The sequence below is a fragment of the Herbaspirillum sp. NPDC101396 genome (assembly GCF_044767365.1).
GTDB lineage: Bacteria > Pseudomonadota > Gammaproteobacteria > Burkholderiales > Burkholderiaceae_D > Herbaspirillum.
Genome location: NZ_JBIWNT010000003.1, coordinates 355,704 through 378,506, shown reverse-complemented (window position 1 = coordinate 378,506; position 22,803 = coordinate 355,704). Strand labels below are relative to the sequence as shown.

The following is a 22,803-nucleotide window of genomic DNA, read 5'->3' as shown; positions in this document are numbered from 1 at the left end:
CAGGTTCTTATACCTTGCCGAACACCAAAGTGCCGTTGGTGCCGCCGAATCCGAACGAATTCTTGACGGCGATATCGATCTTCATGTCGCGCGCCTGGTTGGCGCAGTAGTCAAGATCGCACTCCGGATCCTGATTGAAGATGTTGATCGTCGGAGGAGAGATCTGATTGTGCAATGCCAGCACGGTGAACACCGATTCCAGCCCGCCCGCACCGCCCAAAAGATGGCCGGTCATGGACTTGGTGGAATTGACGACCATCTTGTAAGCATGCTCGCCGAAGGCAGCCTTGATTGCATCGGTTTCATTCTTGTCGCCCAGAGGCGTGGATGTACCGTGTGCGTTCAGATACTGGACTTCGTCAGCATTTACGCCGGCATCGCGCAAGGCCGACACCACGCAACGGCGCGGGCCGTCCAGGCTCGGAGCAGTCATGTGGTAAGCGTCGCCGCTCATGCCAAAACCCAGCACTTCTGCATAGATCTTGGCGCCGCGCGCCTTGGCATGCTCGTACTCTTCCAGCACCATGACGCCTGCGCCTTCACCCAGCACGAAACCGTCGCGATCCTTGTCCCATGGACGGGACGCAGTCGCCGGATCGTCGTTGCGGGTAGACAGCGCGCGCGCCGAAGCGAAGCCGCCGATACCCAGCGGCGAAACGCTGGACTCGGCGCCGCCGGCAATCATCACGTCGGCATCGCCGTACTGAATCATGCGGCTGGCGGAGCCGATGCAATGCAAACCTGTCGTGCAAGCTGTCACGATGGCCAGATTAGGGCCCTTCAGACCGTACTTGATGGACAAGTTGCCGGAAATCATATTGATGATCGAAGCCGGGATGAAGAACGGGCTGATGCGGCGCGGGCCGCGATTGGTCAGCTCTTCATGGGTCTGCTCGATCAGCGGCAAGCCACCGATACCGGAACCGATGATGACGCCGATACGCTCGGCGTTTTCATCGGTGACTACCAGGCCGCTGTCCTGAAAGGCCTGCATGCCCGCCGCCATGCCGAAATGGATAAACGTATCCATGTGGCGCGCTTCTTTGGCGGGGATGTAATCTTCGATGTTGAAGCCCTTCACTTCTCCCGCAAAATGCGTAGAAAAAGGAGTGGCGTCAAACTTGGTGATGGTGGCAATGCCCGACTTACCTTCCTTGACTGCGCCCCACGCGTCGGCAATCGAATTGCCAACGGGTGAAATGCAACCGAGACCGGTAATGACTACACGACGTTCACGTGAGCGGCTCAAGCAATTCTCCTAGAGTCGTTCAAAACCAGCTTAGGCCTTGACGTGTGCCTTGGCGTAATCGATCGCCTGTTGCACGGTTGTAATCTTTTCAGCTTGTTCGTCAGGGATTTCCATTTCGAACTCATCTTCCAGCGCCATGACCAGTTCGACTGTGTCGAGCGAGTCAGCGCCCAGATCGTCCACGAACGACGATTCTGTCTTGATGTCTGCTTCTGCGACGCCCAGTTGTTCAGCGACGATCTTTTTAACGCGTTGTTCGATATCGGACATAAATGCCTCCAGTGGATAGGTTACAAAAGTGCGCGCATTTTATCAGGTTTGCACGCTAAAAATTTACTTTTAAGTATTCTCGACAAGAATAAGTAAGTTGCTGCGATCTGCGTCCAAAGACGCTTAATTCATGTACATGCCGCCATTGACATGCAAGGTCGTGCCGGTAATGTAGGCCGCTTGCGGCGATGCCAGGAATGCCACCGCCGCTGCGATGTCCTCCGGGGCACCCAGGCGACCCAGTGGAATCTGCTGCAGCAAGGCGGCGGTCTGCTGCTCGCCCAGCACCTTGGTCATGTCGGTATCGATGAAACCCGGCGCGATGCAGTTGACGGTAATGTTGCGGCTGCCGATTTCACGCGCCAGCGCACGGCTCATGCCTGCCACCCCGGCCTTCGCCGCAGCGTAGTTCATTTGTCCCGAGTTGCCCGCCGAACCGACCACCGACGTGATGTTGATGATACGGCCGTTGCGCGCCTTCATCATGCCGCGCAAGACTGCACGCGACAGACGTCCGACCGCGGTCAGGTTGGTCGCAATGACATTATCCCACTCTTCGTCTTTCATGCGCATGGCCAGTTGGTCTTGCGTGATGCCGGCATTGTTGACCAGGATCGAGAGACCGCCGAATTCTTTTTGCACGTCGTCAATGACGGCGATGCAGGCAGCGGCGTCATTGACGTTGAGGACCACGCCCTTGCCGCAACCAGGCTGCGCCTGCTCGAGGTATTCGCTGATGGCCGCAGCGCCGGCGGCCGAGGTTGCCGTGCCGACGACTTTCGCGCCCTGGCGCACCAGCTCCAGCGCAATGGCGCGTCCGATGCCGCGGGAAGCGCCGGTCACCAGCGCGATTTGATTTTGCAAATTTTGGGAATTTTGTTCACTCACTTGAGCAGCTCCAGTACTTTGTCCAGGGACACCTGATCAACGATTGCCTCGCCGACCAGATCTCCGTTGATACGCTTGGTCAAACCGGCCAATACCTTGCCGGGACCGCATTCGACCACGTGGGTGATGCCTTCCGTCGACATCTTTTGCACGGTCTCGACCCAACGCACGGCGCTGGCCGCCTGACGCACCAGCGCATCCTTGATGCCGGCAGGATCGTTGACGATGGCGACGTCGACATTGTTGATCAGCGGAATCTGCGGCGCCGAGAACGGCACACCGGCGAGGTATTCCTGCAGACGATCCGAGGCCGGCTTGAGCAGCGACGAATGGAACGGCGCCGAAACCGGCAACACCAGCGCGCGCTTGGCGCCCTTGGTCTTGGCGATTTCGCAGGCGCGCTCAACTGCGGCCTTGCTGCCGGCGATCACTACTTGCGCCGGTGAATTGTAATTGACGGCTTCGACCACGTCGCCCTGCGCAGCTTCGGCGCAGGCGGCGCGCACGTCATCGTCCGACAGGCCGAGGATCGCCGCCATGCCGCCCTGCCCGACCGGCACGGCTTCCTGCATGGCTTGCGCACGGAAACGCACCAGCGGCACGGCGTCCTTGAACGCGATCACACCGGCCGCCACGAGAGCGGAATATTCGCCCAGGCTGTGGCCGGCGACCAGCGCCGGGGCCTTGCCGCCGGCAGCGAGCCAGGCGCGGTAGAACGCCACCGCCGCAGTCAGCATGACTGGCTGGGTATTGGTGGTCAGGTCGAGATCCTCTTTCGGACCTTCGGCGATCAGCTTGCCGAGATCGAATTGCAGCGCGTCGGAAGCTTCCGCAACGGTCGCTTTGACCACTTCATTGTCGGCAAATCCATTCAGCATTCCGATGGCCTGGGAACCTTGGCCCGGAAAAACAAAAGCAAATGTTGTCATGCTCTATTTTGTCGTTGAAAAATCAGTTCAAAGCCGGCTGCAGCCGGCTTACATGCGCGCCAGCACGGCGCCCCAGGTGAAACCGCCGCCGACGCCTTCCATCATGACGTTCTGGCCCGGCTTGACGCGACCGTCGCGCACCGCCTGGTCCAACGCAAGCGGAATCGAGGCGGCCGATGTGTTGCCGTGCTCGTCGACGGTCACCACCATTTTTTCCAGCGGCAGGCCGAGTTTCTTGGCCGTGCCCTGCATGATGCGAATATTGGCCTGATGCGGAATCAGCCAGTCGATTTCTTTCGCATCCACCTTGGCGATCTCCAGCACTTCACGCGCCACCTTATCCAGCACCGAGACCGCCAGCTTGAACACTGCAGGGCCGTCCATGTACAGATAGGCATTGCCGGCGACTGCGCCGTCATTGACGTTGCCCGGCACGCACAGGATGTGGCCGTGGCTGCCATCGGCATGCAATTTCGCCGCGAGAATACCAGGCTCTTTTGACGCCGTCATGACGATCGCGCCGGCGCCGTCGCCGAACAGCACGCAGGTGGTGCGGTCTTCAAAATTCAGGATGCGCGAAAACACTTCCGCGCCGATCACCAGCACGTTCTTGTGCATGCCGGTCTTGATGAAGCTGTCCGCCACCGACATCGCGTATACGAAGCCGCTGCATACCGCCTGCACGTCCATCGCAGCGCCGCCGTTATTGATGCCCAGCTTGCGCTGCACGACACAAGCCGTGCTTGGAAAACCGCCTAGATGGTCCGGCGTCGATGTCGCCAGGATAATCAGGTCGATGTCATTGGCTTGCAAACCGGCTGCTTCCAGCGCGCGCTGCGAGGCCGCCACGGCGAGGTCGCTCGAGAGCACGTCGGCTTCGGCGTAGTGGCGCGCGGAAATGCCGCTACGCGAAAAAATCCATTCGTCGGAAGTCTCGATGCCCTTCTTTGCAAGCTCCTGCGCCAACTCGTCGTTGGTCACGCGCTTGGGTGGCAGGTAACTGCCGGTGCCGACAATTTTGCTATAAAGAGTCATACCGTTTTCTGTTCTGTTAGATCGGTTGATGGTGTGATTGCATTAACGCGCTCGACTGCACCTTCCGCCTGTGGAATCAGCTCGGCGATAGTGGTCGTGATGCGCGACAGCACGTCATATTTGGCTGCATCGTAGGCACGTTGAATTGCCCATTCAAAAGCATACGCATCGGCGCCGCCATGGCTCTTGAACACCAGGCCGCGCAAGCCGAGCAGGCTGGCGCCATTGTAGCGGGATGGATTGAGACGACGCGACAGCGCCTTGATGGCGCCGTAAGCAATCAGGGCGCCGAGCTTATTGAAGAAGCCTTTTTTGAATTCCGTAGTGAGCACGATCTTGACGAAACGCCCCAGGCCTTCGGAGGCCTTCAGCGTGACGTTGCCGACAAAGCCGTCGCACACCACGATGTCGGTGGTGCCTTCGAAAATGTCATTGCCTTCGACGTTGCCGTAGAAATTGATCAGACCTTTTTCGTGATCCGCATGGAGCAACTCGGCAGTCTGCTTGACCACTTCATTGCCCTTGATTTCTTCTTCGCCGACGTTGAGCAGACCGACCGTAGGGCGCGGCTTGCCTTCCATGGCCGACACCAGCGCAGAACCCATCAGCGCGAACTGATGCAAATGCTGCGGCTCGCAATCGACGTTGGCGCCGAGGTCGAGCATGTAGGTCGGACCGTCCTTCTGATTGGGAAGAATCGTGCAGATCGCCGGACGATCAACGCCCGGGATAGTTTTCAGTACGTAACGCGAGACCGCCATCAGCGCACCGGTATTGCCGGCGGAAACAGCCGCGCTGGCCTGCCCTTCCTTGACCAGGTTGACCGCGACGCGCATGGACGAATCCTTCTTGCGGCGCAGGGCGACCTCGATCGAGTCGTCCATGGTGACGACTTCGGCGGCGTGCTGAACGTGTATGCGTGAAATATCGCCTTGCTTGTGCTTGCGCAAAGCGGCGCGCAGCGCTTCTTCCTGGCCGACCAATATCAACTCGGCGTCAGGCTCGCGCTGCAAAAACGAAATGGCGGCTGGGATAGTGACTGAAGGGCCGTGATCGCCGCCCATGCAGTCAATGGAAATTTTGATGGTCATTGTTTTGATTCAGAGCCTTGCCAACCCGCATTATGGGGCAGATTTGGCGCGATTCAAAATGACGCGCTAAGCTGAAGCAGCATATAAAAAGCGGCGCCAATTGAAAAATTCATTGCGCCGCATTTTGCCTTAACAGCAATTTCCGATTACTCGTCGTTCTTGGTCTTCAGGACCTTGCGACCACGGTAGAAACCGTTCGGGCTGATGTGGTGACGCAGGTGCGTTTCACCAGTTGTCGGCTCGACTGCCAGCGGTGGCGCTGTCAGGAAATCGTGTGCACGATGCATACCGCGCTTCGATGGGGTCTTTTTGTTTTGCTGAACAGCCATGATAACTCCTGAATCTTAAGTTCTAAAATTTTAACATATCCGGCCAGCAAACTCACTGCCCAACCGAGAATCCTTACATCCGGCAGAAACATCCCGCCACCTTCTTTTACTGCTTCAAATTCTTCAATACCGAAAACGGCGATACCTTCTCAGTCGCTGCCGCCCCCGACTCCGCCATCGCTTGCGCAGGACAGACATCGTGCTTGGGCGCTACCGGCAAGGCAAGCAAAGCCTCATCCTCAACCAGATAACTGACGTTGAACTCGGCCTCGCCGACAATCACGTCAATTGATTCGTCGTCGAGCACTTCTTCGATGGCGTCGGCTGATTCTTCATCCTTGGCCAATACCAGCACCGACTCGGACGACAGCTCGAAAGACATCGCAGTCAGGCATCGCTGGCACACCAGGTTGACCTGGCCGGAGACGGAAAGCTTCAATTGCGGGTGACCGAGCTTGTCGGCACCGCCGCTCAGCGCCCATTCAATGACGCCGGCACGATCGACCGTTTCGCTCGCCAGGCGCGCCATATCGGCCACCGCGAGTTCGCCTTCGGCCTGCTCTTTGAGCCGACTAAATTGAAATGCGTCGATCACAAAAGCACTCATGGCGAAAGCTGAATCCGGAAAACCTGCGATAATAACAGCGTTTTCCCTTATTCGTCAAAGTGTTAGCGTATTTTTCGCCAACGCCGCCACCTTGCTGTCGCATAATGCCCAAAACCCTCCCCCTGCCCCGCCTCATCCTGGCCTCCAGCTCGATCTACCGGCGCGAGCTGTTGTCTCGTTTGCAATTGCCTTTTGAGGTCATTGCGCCCGACATCGACGAAACCCCCGCAGCAGGCGAAAGCCCGGAGAGCACCGCCCTGCGCCTGGCCCGTCAGAAAGGCGACGCGATTGCGCAACACCATCCTGACGCGCTGATCATCAGCTCGGACCAGGTCGCTACGCTGGACGGCGAACAGATCGGCAAACCCGGCAACCACGCCAATGCCTTGCAGCAACTCATCAAGATGCGCGGCCGCCGCGTGATTTTCCATACGGCGCTGTGCCTGTCGGATCACCGTCGCCCCGAAGCCCCAGTCATTCAGATCGAGAATATCCAGACCTTCGTCACTTTCCGCGATCTGCCGGATGCCGAGCTGGACGCCTACCTGAGCATCGAACAGCCTTACGATTGCGCCGGCAGCGCCAAGAACGAGGGACTTGGGATCGCCATCCTGGAAAGGATCGACAGCACCGATCCTACCGCCCTGACCGGATTGCCGATGATCGCGCTGACCGGCATGCTGCGCAAGGCAGGCATGCCGTTTTTTGGCGCTACCGCCGCCGACTCCGGCGTTATTTGAACGTAATCAGGTCGCCGCGGCTCAGCGTGACCTTCTTGTCGGCCAACGGCGTGTTGGCCGCATTGATGAAGCCCGGCTGGTTCAGCAACTGGTAGCGCGCCAGCACGGTATTGATCGGGGTCGGGCTCGAGATGCCGTCTTCCGCCACCACCACCGTGAAACCGCGCGTGTTGGCATGGAACGAGGTGTACATCACGGCGCCGTTGGCGGCACTACCGACGATCACCAGCGTCTCCGCTTTCTTTTGCTTCAACAATTCTTCCAGATTGGTGCCCGTGAATTTATTGGCGCGCGTCGACACCACCGGCTCACCGGCCTGTGGCGCCACTTGAGCCAGGGTCAGCGGGGGTCCGGAAGGGCTGACGGTCGTCGAGTACAGCACCGGCACATTCGCCGCACGCGCCTTGGCGATCAACGCGGCAACAGCCGGCACCGTGCTCATGCAGGCCGGGTTCGGCTGGCAGACGGCGGTGTTGATGTCGAGCACCAGCAAGGCGGTGCTCGCAGCCGGCAAGCTCACTTGTGCCGGCGCGGGAATGTCCGGAATGCTATTGGCGGTGGTCGCGGCCGGCATCGAGCCGCAGGCGGTCAAGGCGGCCAGCAGCAAGACTGAAGCAGCGGTACAGGCGATTCGTTTCTGGATCATGGTGTCTACTCCGTTGGTTGTGATGCATGGCGCATGCAGATGCAGAGTTCGCCTAGGACTTGCGACGCGGATATCCCTCGGCGGTAATGCGTATCCAGACCGCGTCCTTTTCCTGCTCGGTCATGAACACCCAATGCGCCACTTCCGACACGGTGCGACCGCAACCGCGGCAAACATCGTCAAAAGTGGTGGAACAAACGGCAACACAAGGGGTATCGGGGCGTTCAGGGGGAGTCTGGGACATGGATATCTTTACAAGGACTGCATGGGGCTTGCCGACATCTTACCAAGAAGCGCGAAACCATTCCCGGCACAAAATCTCAGGACAAAAAAAAGCCCGCGAACCAGAGGTTGCGGGCTGAATCCAATCTTCTTAAGGAGGAGAATTGGAGGAGACAGGTGTAACTATAGCGATCCGGCCTCCCCTCGTCTGCTTTATTGTTCCAATAGCAGATATTCACAAAACCAATAACTCATCCTTCAGGTCTGCACCGACACCGCGGGCGCCACGGGCGCCATTGACACCGTGGGCTTGGGCGGCTTGTCCTTGCGCTCACACGCCGTACTCAGCACGGCAAAGGCAACGACGGCAATCAGAACGGCATGGCGCATGGCGATCTCCTGTTTCGGTCTTGCGTGGACTCCCGATATTTAGACGCCGTCCGCCCGAATGGTTCGTCGGCCTACGAAGCCACTGCACGCAAGCCACCGCGCGCACGCGACAAATTGTTCACGTACAACGCCGCCACCATGTCCGATTGCGTCACCATGCCCACCAATCGGCGCTCGTCGTCAATCACCGGAATCTGATGCACGCCCTCGTCCGCCATCAGCGGCACCAGTTGCACAATCGGAAGGTGCATCGAGGCCGTCTTCACCTGCTTGCCCATGATCTGCCCTACCACTTCCGGCTTGATGGAGTGCGTATGCGGCGTGCGGCGCAGCAAGAAACGCAACTTGTCGCCGAGCTTTTCATACTCATCGGTGCCGGCATGCAGCAGGAAATCCGTCTTGGTCACGATGCCGATCACGCGGCGCGCACGATCCACCACCGGCAACGCCTGCAGACGATGCGCCCGCATCTGCCGCCAGGCCTCGGCCAGCTCGGTGGAGAACTCCACCGCCACCACATCGCCGGACATGATGTCGGCGCACACGGTCTCACCAAAACGGCGCCGGTAGGCCTCCATCTCGGTTTGCTGGAGGATTTCCTCAAGGTCGTCGCGGCTGATGTCGAGCACCTGGTTGTAACGGCGCAGCACCGCATCCAGATCGTCATGCGTAAAACCCAGCCGCGCACTCGGCGCGACGTCGTGGGTCTGGTGCACATTGTTGCGATGCTCGCTCTGCTGCGCGTGCGGATAACGGCGGCGCGTGGCATTGTTGAAAAACAGCGCCATCGCCAACAGTAAAAAAGAATTGAGCAGCACCGGCGACAATACGAAACCGTAGCCCATCGCATGCACCGCCGGCCCGCCCAGCACTGCTGTCAGCGCCACCGCACCGCTGGGTGGATGGATGCAGCGCAGTGCGAACATGCAGGCGATCGCCAGCGCAATCGCCAGCGCCGCCGCCAGCGCCGGCTCGCCGATCAGCTTGCCGCAAGTGACTCCCACCAGCGCCGCCACGAGATTGCCGCCGATGATCGACCACGGCTGCGCCAGCGGGCTGGACGGCACCGCAAACAGCAACACGGCCGAGGCTCCCATCGGCGCGATCAGCCAGATGGTCGCGGCGTTGTGCGGCAGGATCAGGTAGCTCAGCAAACCCGTCAGCAGGATCCCGAACAGTGCCCCGACGCTGGCGCGCATGCGCTCGAAGCGATCCACTGCCGTTTTTTGCGGAATGAAACTTCTCAGCCATTGCAGGATAGAATCGCGCATGCCCCAACCCATTTCGGAATAACGTCAAACCGCAATTACATCACAAGATGATATATCTTGCTGTTTGCCGGTTTACCTTTCTCCGCTTACCGGCTTATTTATCCGCTTATTTGCAGCATCCGACCTTCACCAATGAAAACACCCTCACGCCTGCAAAAAGACGACTTCGAAGCGCTTTCGGAATTTCGCTATCAGTTGCGCCGCTTCATCCGCTTCAGCGAAGACGCCGCGCAAAGCGAGGGGCTGACGCCGCTGCAATACCTGCTGATGCTGCATATCAAGGGATTTCCGGGGCGCGACTGGGCCAGCATCAGCGAACTCGCCGAACGCCTGCAGTCGCAGCACCATGGGGTGGTGGCGCTGGTGACGCGCTGTGAAAAAGCGGGATTGGTGACGCGCACCCAGGACGACAAAGACAAGCGCCTGGTCCAGGTGCGCCTGACGGAGACCGGCGAACAATACCTGCATCGCCTGGCGCAACTGCATCGCAACGAATTGCATTCGCTGTCGAGCGTGTTTCAGGTCTCGCACATCTCGGCGTTCAACGACCGCGACTGAAGATCTCCCAAAGAATCAGCCGGCCCGCTCGACGCAGTTGCGGCCTTTGTGCTTGGCGGCGTAGAGCGCCTCGTCTGCCTGCCGGATCAACTGATCGAGACTTTCTCCTGCGCCCAGCGCGCTGACGCCGAAGCTGGCGGTAATGCCGAGCTCGCGACCATCGTCGAGCGTAAATGCCTGGCCCGCCAGCATCACGCGCAATTTTTCAGCCACTGCCACGCCCTGCTCCAGATCCGCCTCAGGTAACAAGATAATGAATTCCTCTCCGCCATAGCGGGCAAACACATCCATCTTGCGCAATAGTTGCGATATCTTCTGCACGGCATTGCGCAGGATGTTGTCGCCGGCGAGGTGACCGTAATTATCGTTGAAGCGCTTGAAGTGATCGATGTCGAGCAGGATCAGCGCCAGATTGCGCCCGTAGCGCTGCGCAATCGCCAGCTGCTGCTCGCTGTGCGCGAAGAAGGCGCGGCGATTCAGCACGCCGGTCAGGAAATCGGTATTGGACGACAGTTGCAACTGCTCGATCAGTGTTTCGCGCTCACCGGCCAGGCTGATACGCTCCAGGCTGCGCGCCTTGAGCACGTGCAGCGCACGCAGCATGTCGCCAATCTCGTCCTTATGGTGCGCCTGCGGGATCGGCGCATCGTGGTTTCCCTCAGCCAGGCCGACCACCAGTTGCGTCGCCTTCAGCACCGGCTGCAACACGCGCTGGCGCACGAGGTAGAGCAACACGAAAAAGAACAGGAAAGCAAACAGCGTCATCGTGATCGCACCTACCAGCAGATTGAACGCCTGGCGATGACGGATTTCGGCCTCGCGGATCAGATCCGCCAGAATCACGTCGCGCAGCCGCAGGATCGATCCCATCGGCGGCACGTAACGCGCCGCCAATTCGGCCGTGTTGACCTCGTACGAACCGGACAACAGGCCGGTCTGCAGCAAACCGTCGAGGAACGGAAAACCCTGCCCGAAATATTGCGTGTCGAGGTCCGACAGCGCCGCACGGAACGCCGCGTTGTCCTTGTAGGCACGCATCTGGATATCGAGCAAGGTGCGCAACTGCTCGATGCGGCCGTAGAGCTTGCCGATTTCGATCACTTCGCTTTTGGTCAGCGGACGCTGCATGATGACCGGCGCGGTGAATTTGGAACCGACCTGGCCGGCGTATTCGCGCAGGCTGGCAGCCACGCGCATGCCGGTCAGGCCGTCCAGCACCTCGGGATCGGCCTGGATGGCGATGCTCGACAAATCCGCCACCGAAGACACCATCATGGGAATCAGAGCGACCATGCCGTCGACCGCTTCGCTGATATCGCGCGACGAACGCTGCCACTTGACCAGCCCGACCTGCTGGTCGACCCGGTCACGCGCCGGGCCGAGCGCCTGGCGTACCGTTTCTATCTTGCGGATTGCCGGTGCATAGCGGACATCAGCCTCCTGGCGCAAGCTCTCGAGCACGCGAAACAGCGCTTCATCGCTATCGCGCCGCGCTGCATCCAACCGCTTGCGCAATGCGGGCAAGGCATTGCTGTCGCCGCCCATGAGAGCATTCGACGGCCCGCGCTCGATCGAGACTTTTTCCATCGCCAGCAAGGTCAACTGCACCACGCGCACGGCCTCGACACTGCGCGCGCCGCGGCGGTAGGCATCCCACTCGATCAGCACGATGCGCGCGGCCAGCACGGAAAACAGCAGCATCAGCGCGACGGAGACAAGCCAGAACAGGCGGTTCAGCGACATCGATACACCCCGGATGCCCGTCGCAATTCAGCCGGGCACATTAATTATTATCAAAAATACAATGAAACCGGCCATTATAGTTCAGCGGACCAGAATTGCTTGATTTTTAGGCAGGCGCTCCCAACGCAAAGCGGAGAGGAAAGCTGGATGCAAACAGGAAACAATAATGCAAGCGGATAGCAAAACGCCCGCATGACGCGGGCGTTTTTACTTTGATGCTTGATTCTGGCGGAGAGGGTGGGATTCGAACCCACGGTACGGGAAACCGTACGCCTGATTTCGAGTCAGGTACATTCGACCACTCTGCCACCTCTCCGGTTAACTTAGTCGAATTGCTTACCCTGGGGCAGCAAAGCAAAAGATTATAGCAGAACCAATTTGAAGATGGAAAGATCCTTGCGGATAAATCTTCAAATATTTTCCCGGCCCGGCTGTCGAAAATAATTTACACATCATCATCTTGTCATAAATCTTCTCTACGATCAGATGTTGCCCGGCGCTTGTGCGCTCACTACACGCGATCTCTTCATTTCTATGGTTGGACCTACTGGACCTGACATGGCCCCATTTGCCTCACACGATTTCGACCACCATGTTCCGCCCTTGCCTGCCGGCCCGGGCGAGCCAGGCCCTGTCCAGTTGGCGGCCGAACAACAGGAGTCACAACAGAACTCGCAATTGCTGTCGCATCTGCACGAAATCATCGCCCAGCGCAGCCTGACGGCGCTGTTCCAGCCCATCATCCGCATGCGCAGCGGCGAGATCGTCGGCTATGAAGGCCTGATCCGCGGCCCCTCCAACAGCCCGCTGCATTCGCCGCTGAATCTGTTCAAGGTGGCGCGCGCCAACAAACTGTCGGTGCAGGTCGAACACCTGTGCCGCCATATCGTCATGGCGCAATTCGCGCAGTCCGGCCTGCCGGGAAACCTGTTCCTCAACGTCAGCCCGGGCGCGCTGGTGCAACCCGAGGCGATCCAAGGTGAAACCCTGCGCCATCTGGAAAAACTCGGCATCAATCCGCAGCGCATCATCATCGAACTGACCGAAAACGAGCCGACCTACGATTACGAGCTGCTGCGCAATGCAGCGATGCACTACCGCGACATGGGCTTCCAGATCGCCATCGACGACCTTGGCGAGGGTTTCTCCAGCCTGCGCCTGTGGTCCGAGCTGCAGCCGGAATACGTCAAGGTCGACATGCACTTCATCCAGGGCATCAACAACGACCCGATGAAGTTGCAGTTCGTGCGCTCGATCCAGGAGATCGCCGAGAAGTCCGGCTCCATCGTCATCGCCGAAGGCATCGAAACCCAGGCCGAACTGCTGACCATTCGCGACCTCGGCATCGCCTGCGGCCAGGGTTATCACATCGCCCGCCCGCACGCCAATCCGAAGACCGTGGTCGGCGACGATATCAGCAAGATCCTGCGTCGCGACAAAGTACCGCTGGTCACACAAAAATACGGCCCGACGAAAAAGAGCGCCACCGTCTTCAAACTGCTGCGCGAAAGCCAGTACGTCGCGCCCGATGTGTCCAACGACGAGGTCTACCACCTGTTCGTCAACGATCCGCAATTGCAGGCGCTGCCGGTGGTCAGCAACGGCATCCCGGTCGGCCTGATCAATCGCTACAGCATGGTGGAGCGCTTCGCCCGCCTGTATGGCCGCGAGCTCTACGGCAAGAAGTCCTGCACCTTCTTCATGGACCCCAACCCGCTGCTGACCGAGCAGGACACCAGCTTGCAAGACCTCAGCCACATCCTGGTACAGGCCGAATCCCATCACTTGTCAAACGGCTTCATCATTGTCGACCAGGGCCAGTACGTCGGCATGGGCACCGGCCATGACCTGCTGCGTGAAATCACACAAATGCAGATCGAAGCGGCGCGCTACGCCAACCCGCTGACGCAGTTGCCGGGAAACGTGCCGATCAACGAGCACATCGAGTTCCTGCTGCAAAGCGGCGTCGAGTTTTGCATCTGCTACTGCGACCTCGACAATTTCAAACCCTTCAACGATGTCTACGGCTATCGCAAGGGCGACGACATGATCCAGCTGACCGGCCGCACGCTGAGCCAGTTCTGCGACACGCAACTGGACTTCATCGGCCACATCGGCGGCGACGACTTCCTGATCATGTTCCAGAGCGAAGACTGGGAGCATCGCTGCAAAGCCATGCTGGAAGCGTTTGCGGTCGCTTCGCAGACCTTTTACTACGTCGAGGACAAGGAGCGTGGCGGCTACTACAGCGAAGACCGCCAGGGTGACCGGGTGCTGCATCCGTTAGTGAGCCTTTCGCTGGGCGCGGTCAAGATCGAACCCTCGCAATACTCCTCTCCGCACCAGATCGCCTCGGCCGCGACCAAGGCCAAGAAGCAGGCCAAGAAGACGCCGGGCAACAGCCTGTTCATCGAGCGGCGCGTGCCGGCGACTTTCTCATGGGCAATGTAAACGATCCCACGCCGTAAAGGAGTGCGCATGAAAAATGGCTGATGCCCCTGCGGACATCAGCCATTTTTCATTGTGCAGCGTGGAATGCCTGGATTGCGTGGATTACGGCGCCAGTTTTTCCAGCCCACCCATGTATGGACGCAATACCTCTGGAATCGTCACGCTGCCGTCAGCCTGCTGGCCGTTCTCAAGCACCGCCACCAGTGTGCGGCCGACCGCCAGGCCCGAGCCGTTGAGCGTATGCACCAGCTCCGGCTTGCCTTGAGGATTGCGGAAACGCGCCTGCATGCGACGCGCCTGGAAGGCTTCGCAATTCGACACCGATGAGATTTCACGATAGGTGTTCTGCGCCGGCAGCCAGACTTCGATGTCGAAGGTCTTGGCCGCGCCAAAGCCCATGTCGCCGGTGCACAGTGTAATGACGCGATAAGGCAGGCCCAGCTTCTTGAGAATGTTTTCGGCGTGACCGAGCATCTCGTCCAGCGCTTCGTAGGACTTTTCGGGATGCACGATCTGGACCATCTCGACCTTGTCGAACTGATGCTGGCGGATCATGCCGCGCGTGTCGCGGCCATAGCTGCCGGCTTCCGAACGGAAGCACGGGGAATGCGCAGTCATCTTCAGCGGCAGCGTGTCGCCGGCCACAATCTCGTCGCGCACCAGGTTGGTCAGCGGCACTTCGGCGGTAGGGATCAGGTACAGCGCAGCGTTGTCACTGGAGTCACCTTCCTGGCCGCCCTTCTTGGCCGCGAACAGGTCGGCTTCGAACTTCGGCAACTGGCCGGTGCCGCGCAGCGAATCGGCGTTGACGATGTAAGGGGTGTAGCACTCGGTGTAGCCGTGCTCGAGTGTGTGCGTGTCGAGCATGAATTGCGCGAGCGCACGATGCAGGCGGGCGATGCCGCCCTTCATGACGGCGAAGCGCGAGCCGGTAAGCTTGGTGGCGACATCGAAGTCGAGGCCGAGCGCGGCGCCGACGTCGACGTGATCCTTGACTTCAAAATCGAAGGTGCGCGGCGTGCCGACCTTGCGCAGTTCGACATTGCCGCTTTCATCGGCGCCGGCCGGCACGGATTCGTGCGGCAGGTTCGGCAGCGTCAGCAGGAAATCGCTCAATTGCACCTGCACTTCTTCCAGGCGTGTGGCGGATGCCTTGAGTTCATCGCCGATGCCGGACACTTCCGCCATCACCGCCGAGGCGTCTTCGCCCTTGCCCTTGAGCATGCCGACCTGCTTGGACAGGCTGTTGCGCTTGCCCTGCAATTCCTCGGTACGGGTCTGGATCTGCTTGCGCTCGCCTTCGAGCGCATTGAAAGCGGCGACATCAAGCTGGAATTTGCGCGCTGCCAGACGGGCAGCGACATTGTCGATGTCTTTACGAAGAAGTTGGATGTCGATCATGGAGTACCAGATAAGTAAATACGAAGTAAATGCGATGAATGCGATGAATGCGATGAATGCGATAAACCGAGATTGTACCAAGGACATTGACCATCCTCGCGGGCTGCCGGCTGAATGCGCGAAAAATAGCCTCGCTTGCGTTACCATTGCCGCCAACATTCAGGACCATTACAGGAACCCGCCATGTCCGACAAACCCTCCCAGCCGCCTTTGATCGCCTACCTGATCGGCTTCGCCCTGTCCGCCTGCTGCGCCATCTGGGCCGGCTCACAATTCGCCCTGACCGGCTCGAGCATCGGCTACGGCGTGCTGACCGGGCTGGCCTTCGGCGCCATGTTCGCCTTCGGGCAACGCGTCAAGAACCGTCTGTTCCCGACGCCGGAATCGACCAAATGGAAGATCAATGCCGGCCCCAGCGCCGCCGACCTGCGTCCGGCCAAGCGCGCGGCGGCGCGCGCCAAACCGGTGACGGTGACGTTCGACGATGAATTCATCAAGACCACCCGCGCCGGCGCCGAACTGGAAAGCATCGCCTGGCAAGACGTCGAGCGCATCGTCATCACCATCGGCGACGATTTCCTGCCGATGCCCTATTGGATGATCGCCACCGCCAAGGGCGGCATCCGCCTGCCCAACGACACGCCGGGGCTGGAAGGCCTGATGGAGGAGTTCAAGGCGAAGCTGCCGGGCTACGACAACGACGCCACCTATGCCGCGGTGATCGCGGCCATGGGAGCGATGGAAGGTGTGTTCGAAGTGTGGAAGAAGACTGCGTGAACAAGCCGGCGCATTGCCGCCCGGCCCGGCATTACTCTTTGTTGTTCTTCTTGTACTCGCGATCAAGCTCGCGCAGATGCGCCATCTTGTCGCCGATCTTGGCCTCGAGTCCGCGCGGCACCGGCTGGTACCAATGCGGATCGGGAATGCCGTCAGGCAGGTAAGTCTCGCCGGCGGCATAGCCTTCCGGTTCATCATGGGCATAGCGATACAGCTTGCCGTAACCCAGTTGCTTCATGAGCTTGGTCGGCGCATTGCGCAGGTGCTCCGGCACGCCGCGCGACTTGTCTTTCGCGACGAAGGCGCGGGCCTGGTTGTAGGCCATGTAGCCGGCATTGCTCTTGGCCGCAATCGCCAGATAAATCACCGCCTGCGCCAAGGCCAGTTCGCCCTCCGGCGAACCGAGGCGCTCATACGTGGCGGCGGCGTCGTTGGCGATCGTCATGGCGCGCGGATCGGCCAGGCCGATGTCTTCCCACGCCATGCGCACAATGCGGCGCGCCAGGTAACGCGGATCGGTGCCGCCGTCGAGCATGCGCGTGAGCCAGTACAAGGCGCCGTCGGGACTGGAGCCGCGCACTGATTTATGCAGCGCTGAAATCTGGTCGTAGAAAGCGTCGCCGCCCTTGTCGAAGCGACGCAGCGCATCACCCAGGCATTCGGCCAGCAGTTCCGTGCCAACCATGGCAACATTCTTCGCCTGTGCTGCACGCGCCACGATTTCCAGGTTGTTGAGCAGCTTGCGCCCGTCGCCGTCGGCGCTGGCGATCAGCATTTCCTTGGCTTCCGGTTCGAATTGCAGGCCGTCAAGTTCATCGCGGCAAGCGCGGTCGATCAGCGCGCCGAGGTCTTCTTCCGTCAGCGATTTGAGCACGTACACGGCCGCGCGCGAGAGCAGCGCGCCGTTGACTTCGAACGAGGGATTTTCCGTCGTCGCGCCGATGAAGGTAAACAGGCCGCTTTCCACATGCGGCAAGAAAGCGTCCTGCTGGCTCTTGTTGAAGCGATGCACTTCATCGACGAACAGGATGGTGCGGCGACCGGAATTGGCGCGGATCACTTCGGCGCGCTCGACTGCTTCGCGGATGTCCTTGACGCCCGACAGCACCGCCGACAGCGCGATGAATTCGGCATTGAAACTGTCCGCCATGATGCGCGCCAGCGTGGTCTTGCCTACGCCCGGCGGCCCCCACAGGATCATCGAATGCGGCTCACCCGATTCGAACGCCACGCGCAGCGGCTTGCCCGCGCCGAGCAGGTGCTGCTGGCCGATGACATCGTCAAAGGAGTGCGGGCGAAGACGTTCGGCTAACGGCGCGGAATTCATGGAGCGGTCAAATTGGGGAATTAAAATGGATGCCAGTCTAACCGATCCGGCAGCGGGTTATCGGGCCGGATGCTAGAATCCTGCCGGCTTGCGGGTGCGGAACAGTGTTGGTCCGGTTTGCCCGCTTGTCATTTTGCCTACTTCTTCGGCGCGCCACGGCGCGTTTCAGCCCATGCCTTTTGTCGTCACCGATTCCTGCATCGCCTGCAAATACACCGACTGCGTCAGCGTCTGTCCCATGGATTGTTTTGTCGAAGGCCCGAACTTCCTGGCCATCGATCCGGACGGCTGCATCGATTGCTCGATGTGCGTGCCGGAATGCCCGGTCGGCGCCATCTACAATGAAATCGACCTGCCCGAAGGCCTGCGCCACTTCACCGAACTGAACGCCAAGCTGGCCAAGCATCCCGGCTGGAAACCAATCACCCAGGCCCAGGCGCCAATGCCCGACCACGCTAAATGGCGCGAGGTCGAAGGCAAGATCGACATGCTCAAGACGTCGATCTGACCTTGCCGTTACATCCGGTTATTGATTGAAGACGTCGGCGCCCTTGGGCACGACGAAGGTGAAGCTGGTCGCTTTCAACGGCGGATTCTTCTCGAAGTTGGTGAACGACAGCAGCGAGGTCTGACCGAACGAATCACGCAATTCCATCGCGTGCGGCACGCCGTCCTTCAAGGCGATGCCGATACGGTCAAAGGTCGTGTCCTTGGTCTTGGGCGTGGCTTCCAGCCACTCCATGCCGTCCTTGGTGCCGCCTTCTTTCAGCGTGAAATTCTTTTCCAGATCGTTGCTGCCGAACAGGATTGCAGCCGGCGATGAGCCGAGCGCGTTGCCCAGCTTCTTGGTGGTGACCTGGTTCAGGTCCTTGTCGTAGATGAACAGCTTGTCGCCATCGGCCTGCAAGACTTGCTCATACGGCTTCTGGTAAGTCCAGATGAATTTGCCCGGACGCGAAAACACAAACGTGCCGCTCGAGGTGTTCGATACCTTGGCGGTGCCGCTGTCTATCTTGACCAGGCGCTGCACGAACTCGCCCTTGGCCGATTGCGTCGACGCCACGAACTGCTTGAACTGCTCCAGTGCGCTGGCCGCAGCCTGTGCGGAAAACAAGGCCGCGCTCAGACCGATCGCAGCAACGGCGACATGCCATTTGTTCAGAAGAGGTGATGCCTGTATTTTTATTTGCATGGTATGCGTCTTTACTCCGTGGTATTTCCTGCCGGCACGAGGATTTCCCGGTTGCCGTTCGATTGCATCGTCGACACCAGACCGCTTTGCTCCATCTGCTCCAGCAGACGCGCGGCGCGATTGTAGCCGATGCGCAAGTGACGCTGCACCAGTGAAATCGAGGCCCGGCGGTTTTTCAGCACGACCGCGACGGCCTGATCATACAGTTCGTCGCCTTCGGTGCCGCCCGCAGCGCCGCCGCCGATTGCACCGTCGGCATCGTCGGCAACGCCTCCTTCTAGGATGCCCTCGATGTAATTCGGTTCCCCCTGCTCTTTCAGGTGATCCACCACGCGATGGACTTCTTCATCGGAAACGAAGGCGCCGTGCACGCGGATCGGCAAGCCGGTGCCCGGCGGCATGTAGAGCATGTCGCCCATGCCGAGCAGCGCTTCCGCGCCCATCTGGTCGAGAATCGTGCGCGAGTCGATCTTGCTGCTGACCTGGAAGGCGATGCGGGTCGGCACGTTGGCCTTGATCAGGCCGGTGATGACGTCGACCGAAGGCCGTTGAGTCGCCAGGATCAGATGGATGCCGGCGGCGCGCGCCTTCTGTGCGATACGCGCGATCAGTTCTTCCACCTTCTTGCCGACCACCATCATCAGGTCGGCCAGCTCGTCGATGATGATGACGATGGTTTCGAGCTGTTCCAACGGCTCCGGCGCGTCCGGGGTCAGGCTGAACGGATTCGGTATCTTTTCGCCGCGCTTGTCGGCGTCGATGATCTTCTGGTTGTAGCCGGCCAGGTTGCGCACGCCCAGTTTGGACATGCGCTTGTAGCGGCGCTCCATCTCGGCCACGGCCCAGTTCAGCGCATGGCCGGCCTGACGCATGTCGGTCACGACCGGCGCCAGCAAGTGCGGGATGCCTTCATAAATGGAGAGCTCCAGCATCTTCGGATCGATCAGGATCAGGCGCACCTGCTTCGGCGTCGACTTGTACAGCAGCGACAGGATGGTGGCGTTGATGCCGACCGATTTGCCCGAGCCCGTCGTACCCGCGACCAGCAAGTGCGGCATCTTGGCGAGGTCGGCCACCACCGGATTGCCGGCGATGTCTTTGCCGAGCGCGATGGTCAGGCTGGAATGGCTGTCGTTGTAGACCTTGGAGCTGAGAATCTCGGTCAGGCGCACGATCTGGCGCTTGGGATTGGGTAGCTCCAGGCCCATGTAATTCTTGCCCTGGATGACTTCCACCACACGGATCGAGGTCAGCGACAGCGAGCGTGCGAGGTCGCGCGCCAGGCCGACGATCTGGCTACCCTTGACGCCGGTGGCCGGTTCGATTTCGTAGCGCGTAATGACCGGGCCGGGATAAGCGGCAACCACTTTGACTTCGACGCCGAAGTCGGACAGCTTCTTCTCGATCAGGCGGCTGGTGAACTCCAGCGTTTCGACGGAAACCGTCTGCTGCGCCGGCGGCGCTTCGTCCAGCAGCGACAACGGCGGCAGGCTGGAATCGATGTCCTGAAACAGGCTGGTCTGGCGCTCCTTCTCGATGCGCTCCGACTTCGGCACCGCCACCACTTGTGGCTCAATGCGGATCGGCGGCGCTTCGTCGATCTTGGCGCGTTCCTGCACCACCACTTCTTCGCGCTTGACGGCGGCGACGTGGCCGACCTTGCGATCTTCGCGCGCCGAATAGAAATTGCGGATCCAGAAAATACCGTCTTCAATCGCGCCGCCAATGCGTTCAACCGCAGCCAGCCACGAGACGTGGAAGAACAGGCTGAAGCCCAGTCCGAACAGCAGCAGCAGCAACAGCGTGGCGCCGGTGAAACCGAGCGAGGTCTGTGCCGCGCTGCCGATCATTTCGCCCAGCACGCCGCCTGGCGCGCGCGGCATCGGCGCCTTCATGGTGTACATGCGCATGTATTCGATGCCGAGGCTGCCGGCCAGCAGGAACACGAAACCGATGGCACGGATCAGGCCTTCCTGATGGTGCTCGGGTTCGGTCTCTTTCTGCATCAGGAAGCGATTGGCCAGGTGCCGATAGCTGCGCCAGATGGAATGGCCCAGCAGCACGCACCACCACCAGGTCGACATGCCGAAGATGTACAGCATCAGGTCAGCCACCCAGGCGCCGACGCGGCCGCCCCAGTTATGCAGGTGCGGCACGGAATTGGCCACCGACCAACCCGGGTCACTGCGCGAGTAGGTCAGCAGGATCAAGGACAAATACACCAGCAAGGTCGCCATGGCCAACCAGCGGGCTTCGTACAGGAGGCGCACCAGCCGGCTCGGCAGCTGCGGAGTTTCGGCGGCTTTGGTGTTGCGGGTATAGGCTTGGCTGGTCTTGGTCATAAATCTTTATCTGGCGCGCCTTGGGGGCGCATTTAACTCAGGCGACATTGTAACGGCGATTGCCGGGCAGAAAACCGGGGTATGGAAATCGGCAGAGAATCAGGGCAAATCGCAGGGCGGACGGCCCTATTGATGGAATAGCGTAATTCCATCGGGCCGGTCTGGCGCTTCGTCTATAATCTTAACCGTTTTGCAGCGCAATATAGGATAAACGGCAACATAAGCCGCAGTCTTCCGGCATCGCAGCCGGTCATCCTCGCGCCCGCATTGAAATCCGGCAGTCCGGCATCATTTTAATGACATGCCGCTGCGCCCCACTTCTGTTCAGTTCATTAAGAGTATTTTATGACCATGCCCAAACACGCCAAGGTTTTGATTCTCGGTTCCGGCCCCGCCGGCTACAGCGCTGCCGTCTACGCAGCACGCGCCAACCTCAATCCGGTGCTGATCACCGGCGTCGAGCAAGGCGGCCAGCTGATGACCACCACCGACGTCGAAAACTGGCCCGGCGATCCGATGGGCGTGCAAGGACCGGAACTGATGCAACGCCTGTTGAAACACGCCGAGCGTTTCAATACGGAAATCATTTTTGATCACATCCACACGACCAAGTTGTCGGAACGGCCATTCCGCCTGATCGGCGACTCCGGCGAATACACTTGCGACGCGTTGATCATCGCCACCGGCGCGTCGGCGCAATATCTCGGTCTGCCTTCCGAAGAAGCCTTCATGGGCAAAGGCGTGTCCGCCTGCGCCACCTGCGACGGCTTTTTCTATCGCGGCAAGGAAGTCGCCGTGGTCGGCGGCGGCAACACCGCGGTCGAAGAAGCGCTGTATCTGTCCAACATCGCCAGCAAGGTCACCATCATCCATCGCCGCGACAAGTTCCGCGCCGAACCTATCCTGATCGACCGCCTGCTGCATAAGGTTACCGAAGGCAAGATCGAGATCAAGTGGCATCACACGCTGGAAGAAGTCGTCGGCGATGAAAGCGGCGTCACCGGCATCAAGATCAAGTCGACCCAGGACGGCAGCGTCACGCCGATCACACTGCACGGCCTGTTCATCGCCATCGGCCACAAGCCGAACACCGGCATCTTCGAAGGCCAGCTTGACATGCAGAACGGCTACATCAAGACCCGCACCGGCCTGGAAGGCTTCGCCACCGCCACCAGCATCAACGGCGTGTTCGCCGCCGGCGACGTGCAGGACCATATTTACCGCCAGGCCATCACCAGCGCCGGCACCGGCTGCATGGCCGCGCTGGACTCCCAGCGCTATCTGGAAGGCTTGGAGTAACTAGCTCAGCTCGTCATCCTCAGCCCTCCCTCTTCATCGCGGGAGG

The 22,803-nt window shown here is 60.0% G+C and carries 23 protein-coding genes and 1 tRNA gene; 6 read left to right on the top strand and 18 right to left on the bottom strand.

Going from position 1 to position 22,803, the window contains the following annotated elements; genetic code table 11:
- Positions 1 to 7: 7 nt before the first annotated feature.
- The 8 genes from fabF to ACIROY_RS11370 form a co-directional block, all read right to left on the bottom strand.
- Entirely contained in the window at positions 8 to 1,249 is a 1,242-nt protein-coding gene (gene fabF, locus ACIROY_RS11405) for a beta-ketoacyl-ACP synthase II (protein WP_402273102.1), read from the bottom strand.
- 30 nt (positions 1,250 to 1,279) lie between these two features.
- Positions 1,280 to 1,519: an acyl carrier protein gene (gene acpP, locus ACIROY_RS11400; protein WP_007881445.1), complete on the bottom strand. Its 240-nt coding sequence runs from the start codon at positions 1,517 to 1,519 to the stop codon at positions 1,280 to 1,282.
- 123 nt (positions 1,520 to 1,642) lie between these two features.
- Positions 1,643 to 2,407, bottom strand: a complete 765-nt coding sequence (gene fabG, locus ACIROY_RS11395) for a 3-oxoacyl-ACP reductase FabG (RefSeq protein ID WP_402273104.1) — start codon at positions 2,405 to 2,407, stop codon at positions 1,643 to 1,645.
- Complete coding sequence (gene fabD / locus ACIROY_RS11390; RefSeq protein WP_402273106.1) at positions 2,404 to 3,336, bottom strand: ACP S-malonyltransferase; 933 nt, start codon at positions 3,334 to 3,336, stop codon at positions 2,404 to 2,406. The genes fabG and fabD overlap by 4 nt, the downstream gene beginning before the upstream one ends.
- Positions 3,337 to 3,384: 48 nt before the next feature.
- Positions 3,385 to 4,371, bottom strand: coding sequence for a beta-ketoacyl-ACP synthase III (locus ACIROY_RS11385; protein WP_402273109.1), 987 nt, complete (start codon positions 4,369 to 4,371; stop codon positions 3,385 to 3,387).
- On the bottom strand, positions 4,368 to 5,462 hold the full coding sequence (plsX, locus tag ACIROY_RS11380) for a phosphate acyltransferase PlsX (RefSeq protein ID WP_402273111.1): 1,095 nt from the start codon (positions 5,460 to 5,462) through the stop codon (positions 4,368 to 4,370). Before plsX ends, ACIROY_RS11385 begins: the two co-directional genes overlap by 4 nt.
- 146 nt (positions 5,463 to 5,608) lie before the next feature.
- The gene (gene rpmF / locus ACIROY_RS11375; RefSeq protein ID WP_006463510.1) at positions 5,609 to 5,791 is read right to left on the bottom strand and encodes a 50S ribosomal protein L32; all 183 of its coding nucleotides are present in this window, start codon (positions 5,789 to 5,791) and stop codon (positions 5,609 to 5,611) included.
- 106 nt (positions 5,792 to 5,897) lie between these two features.
- Positions 5,898 to 6,398, bottom strand: coding sequence for a YceD family protein (locus tag ACIROY_RS11370; RefSeq protein ID WP_402273113.1), 501 nt, complete (start codon positions 6,396 to 6,398; stop codon positions 5,898 to 5,900).
- A gap of 104 nt (positions 6,399 to 6,502) precedes the next feature.
- On the opposite strand from ACIROY_RS11370, the gene ACIROY_RS11365 reads away from it, so the two are divergent.
- The gene (locus tag ACIROY_RS11365) at positions 6,503 to 7,138 is read left to right on the top strand and encodes a Maf-like protein (RefSeq protein WP_402341622.1); all 636 of its coding nucleotides are present in this window, start codon (positions 6,503 to 6,505) and stop codon (positions 7,136 to 7,138) included.
- Here the strand turns inward: ACIROY_RS11365 and ACIROY_RS11360 are convergent.
- The 4 genes from ACIROY_RS11360 to ACIROY_RS11345 all read right to left on the bottom strand — a co-directional run bounded on the left by ACIROY_RS11360 (position 7,131) and on the right by ACIROY_RS11345 (position 9,667).
- The gene (locus tag ACIROY_RS11360) at positions 7,131 to 7,784 is read right to left on the bottom strand and encodes an isochorismatase family protein (protein WP_402341620.1); all 654 of its coding nucleotides are present in this window, start codon (positions 7,782 to 7,784) and stop codon (positions 7,131 to 7,133) included. The genes ACIROY_RS11365 and ACIROY_RS11360 overlap by 8 nt on opposite strands.
- Positions 7,785 to 7,836: 52 nt before the next feature.
- Positions 7,837 to 8,028, bottom strand: a complete 192-nt coding sequence (locus ACIROY_RS11355; protein WP_116433547.1) for a DUF1289 domain-containing protein — start codon at positions 8,026 to 8,028, stop codon at positions 7,837 to 7,839.
- A gap of 236 nt (positions 8,029 to 8,264) precedes the next feature.
- A complete protein-coding gene (locus ACIROY_RS11350) occupies positions 8,265 to 8,396 on the bottom strand; it encodes a hypothetical protein (protein WP_402273122.1) in 132 nt (43 codons plus the stop codon).
- A 71-nt stretch (positions 8,397 to 8,467) separates the two neighbouring features.
- Complete coding sequence (locus tag ACIROY_RS11345; RefSeq protein WP_402273124.1) at positions 8,468 to 9,667, bottom strand: HPP family protein; 1,200 nt, start codon at positions 9,665 to 9,667, stop codon at positions 8,468 to 8,470.
- 132 nt (positions 9,668 to 9,799) lie between these two features.
- Here ACIROY_RS11345 and ACIROY_RS11340 point away from each other — a divergent pair, with 132 nt between their 5' ends.
- Complete coding sequence (locus tag ACIROY_RS11340) at positions 9,800 to 10,225, top strand: MarR family winged helix-turn-helix transcriptional regulator (RefSeq protein WP_402273126.1); 426 nt, start codon at positions 9,800 to 9,802, stop codon at positions 10,223 to 10,225.
- 15 nt (positions 10,226 to 10,240) lie between these two features.
- Here ACIROY_RS11340 and ACIROY_RS11335 read toward each other — a convergent pair whose 3' ends face one another.
- Both ACIROY_RS11335 and ACIROY_RS11330 read right to left on the bottom strand, forming a co-directional pair.
- Complete coding sequence (locus ACIROY_RS11335; RefSeq protein ID WP_402341618.1) at positions 10,241 to 11,968, bottom strand: GGDEF domain-containing protein; 1,728 nt, start codon at positions 11,966 to 11,968, stop codon at positions 10,241 to 10,243.
- A gap of 226 nt (positions 11,969 to 12,194) precedes the next feature.
- A tRNA-Ser gene (locus ACIROY_RS11330) sits at positions 12,195 to 12,284 on the bottom strand.
- Between the two features lie 242 nt (positions 12,285 to 12,526).
- On the opposite strand from ACIROY_RS11330, the gene ACIROY_RS11325 reads away from it, so the two are divergent.
- Entirely contained in the window at positions 12,527 to 14,419 is a 1,893-nt protein-coding gene (locus ACIROY_RS11325; protein ID WP_402341616.1) for an EAL domain-containing protein, read from the top strand.
- A 102-nt stretch (positions 14,420 to 14,521) separates the two neighbouring features.
- Here ACIROY_RS11325 and serS read toward each other — a convergent pair whose 3' ends face one another.
- Positions 14,522 to 15,820, bottom strand: coding sequence for a serine--tRNA ligase (gene serS, locus ACIROY_RS11320; protein ID WP_402273132.1), 1,299 nt, complete (start codon positions 15,818 to 15,820; stop codon positions 14,522 to 14,524).
- A gap of 183 nt (positions 15,821 to 16,003) precedes the next feature.
- On the opposite strand from serS, the gene ACIROY_RS11315 reads away from it, so the two are divergent.
- Positions 16,004 to 16,597: a hypothetical protein gene (locus ACIROY_RS11315; RefSeq protein ID WP_402341614.1), complete on the top strand. Its 594-nt coding sequence runs from the start codon at positions 16,004 to 16,006 to the stop codon at positions 16,595 to 16,597.
- A 31-nt stretch (positions 16,598 to 16,628) separates the two neighbouring features.
- Here the strand turns inward: ACIROY_RS11315 and ACIROY_RS11310 are convergent, their stop codons facing one another.
- Positions 16,629 to 17,924 (bottom strand): replication-associated recombination protein A, encoded by a 1,296-nt coding sequence (locus ACIROY_RS11310; protein WP_402273136.1) that lies wholly within the window; start codon positions 17,922 to 17,924, stop codon positions 16,629 to 16,631.
- 172 nt (positions 17,925 to 18,096) lie between these two features.
- On the opposite strand from ACIROY_RS11310, the gene fdxA reads away from it, so the two are divergent.
- The gene (fdxA, locus tag ACIROY_RS11305; protein ID WP_402273139.1) at positions 18,097 to 18,432 is read left to right on the top strand and encodes a ferredoxin FdxA; all 336 of its coding nucleotides are present in this window, start codon (positions 18,097 to 18,099) and stop codon (positions 18,430 to 18,432) included.
- Positions 18,433 to 18,450: 18 nt separating this feature from the next.
- Here fdxA and lolA read toward each other — a convergent pair whose 3' ends face one another.
- On the bottom strand, positions 18,451 to 19,116 hold the full coding sequence (lolA, locus tag ACIROY_RS11300) for an outer membrane lipoprotein chaperone LolA (RefSeq protein ID WP_402341612.1): 666 nt from the start codon (positions 19,114 to 19,116) through the stop codon (positions 18,451 to 18,453).
- 11 nt (positions 19,117 to 19,127) lie between these two features.
- Positions 19,128 to 21,458: a DNA translocase FtsK gene (locus ACIROY_RS11295; RefSeq protein WP_402273143.1), complete on the bottom strand. Its 2,331-nt coding sequence runs from the start codon at positions 21,456 to 21,458 to the stop codon at positions 19,128 to 19,130.
- Between the two features lie 345 nt (positions 21,459 to 21,803).
- Here ACIROY_RS11295 and trxB point away from each other — a divergent pair, with 345 nt between their 5' ends.
- Positions 21,804 to 22,757: a thioredoxin-disulfide reductase gene (trxB, locus tag ACIROY_RS11290; RefSeq protein ID WP_402341610.1), complete on the top strand. Its 954-nt coding sequence runs from the start codon at positions 21,804 to 21,806 to the stop codon at positions 22,755 to 22,757.
- The last annotated feature ends 46 nt before the right edge of the window (positions 22,758 to 22,803 follow it).

Excerpts from the sequence above, each read along its gene's own strand:
- serS (WP_402273132.1), bottom strand. The coding sequence starts at position 15,820 with ATGATCGACATCCAACTTCTTCGTAAAGACATCGACAATGTCGCTGCC.
- ACIROY_RS11345 (WP_402273124.1), bottom strand. The coding sequence starts at position 9,667 with ATGCGCGATTCTATCCTGCAATGGCTGAGAAGTTTCATTCCGCAAAAA.
- plsX (WP_402273111.1), bottom strand. The coding sequence starts at position 5,462 with ATGACCATCAAAATTTCCATTGACTGCATGGGCGGCGATCACGGCCCT.
- fabD (WP_402273106.1), bottom strand. The coding sequence starts at position 3,336 with ATGACAACATTTGCTTTTGTTTTTCCGGGCCAAGGTTCCCAGGCCATC.
- acpP (WP_007881445.1), bottom strand. The coding sequence starts at position 1,519 with ATGTCCGATATCGAACAACGCGTTAAAAAGATCGTCGCTGAACAACTG.
- ACIROY_RS11355 (WP_116433547.1), bottom strand. The coding sequence starts at position 8,028 with ATGTCCCAGACTCCCCCTGAACGCCCCGATACCCCTTGTGTTGCCGTT.
- ACIROY_RS11335 (WP_402341618.1), bottom strand. The coding sequence starts at position 11,968 with ATGTCGCTGAACCGCCTGTTCTGGCTTGTCTCCGTCGCGCTGATGCTG.
- ACIROY_RS11340 (WP_402273126.1), top strand. The coding sequence starts at position 9,800 with ATGAAAACACCCTCACGCCTGCAAAAAGACGACTTCGAAGCGCTTTCG.
- rpmF (WP_006463510.1), bottom strand. The coding sequence starts at position 5,791 with ATGGCTGTTCAGCAAAACAAAAAGACCCCATCGAAGCGCGGTATGCAT.
- ACIROY_RS11310 (WP_402273136.1), bottom strand. The coding sequence starts at position 17,924 with ATGAATTCCGCGCCGTTAGCCGAACGTCTTCGCCCGCACTCCTTTGAC.
- ACIROY_RS11370 (WP_402273113.1), bottom strand. The coding sequence starts at position 6,398 with ATGAGTGCTTTTGTGATCGACGCATTTCAATTTAGTCGGCTCAAAGAG.
- trxB (WP_402341610.1), top strand. The coding sequence starts at position 21,804 with ATGACCATGCCCAAACACGCCAAGGTTTTGATTCTCGGTTCCGGCCCC.
- ACIROY_RS11360 (WP_402341620.1), bottom strand. The coding sequence starts at position 7,784 with ATGATCCAGAAACGAATCGCCTGTACCGCTGCTTCAGTCTTGCTGCTG.
- fdxA (WP_402273139.1), top strand. The coding sequence starts at position 18,097 with ATGCCTTTTGTCGTCACCGATTCCTGCATCGCCTGCAAATACACCGAC.
- ACIROY_RS11325 (WP_402341616.1), top strand. The coding sequence starts at position 12,527 with ATGGCCCCATTTGCCTCACACGATTTCGACCACCATGTTCCGCCCTTG.
- ACIROY_RS11350 (WP_402273122.1), bottom strand. The coding sequence starts at position 8,396 with ATGCGCCATGCCGTTCTGATTGCCGTCGTTGCCTTTGCCGTGCTGAGT.
- ACIROY_RS11315 (WP_402341614.1), top strand. The coding sequence starts at position 16,004 with ATGTCCGACAAACCCTCCCAGCCGCCTTTGATCGCCTACCTGATCGGC.
- ACIROY_RS11385 (WP_402273109.1), bottom strand. The coding sequence starts at position 4,371 with ATGACTCTTTATAGCAAAATTGTCGGCACCGGCAGTTACCTGCCACCC.
- ACIROY_RS11365 (WP_402341622.1), top strand. The coding sequence starts at position 6,503 with ATGCCCAAAACCCTCCCCCTGCCCCGCCTCATCCTGGCCTCCAGCTCG.
- ACIROY_RS11295 (WP_402273143.1), bottom strand. The coding sequence starts at position 21,458 with ATGACCAAGACCAGCCAAGCCTATACCCGCAACACCAAAGCCGCCGAA.
- lolA (WP_402341612.1), bottom strand. The coding sequence starts at position 19,116 with ATGCAAATAAAAATACAGGCATCACCTCTTCTGAACAAATGGCATGTC.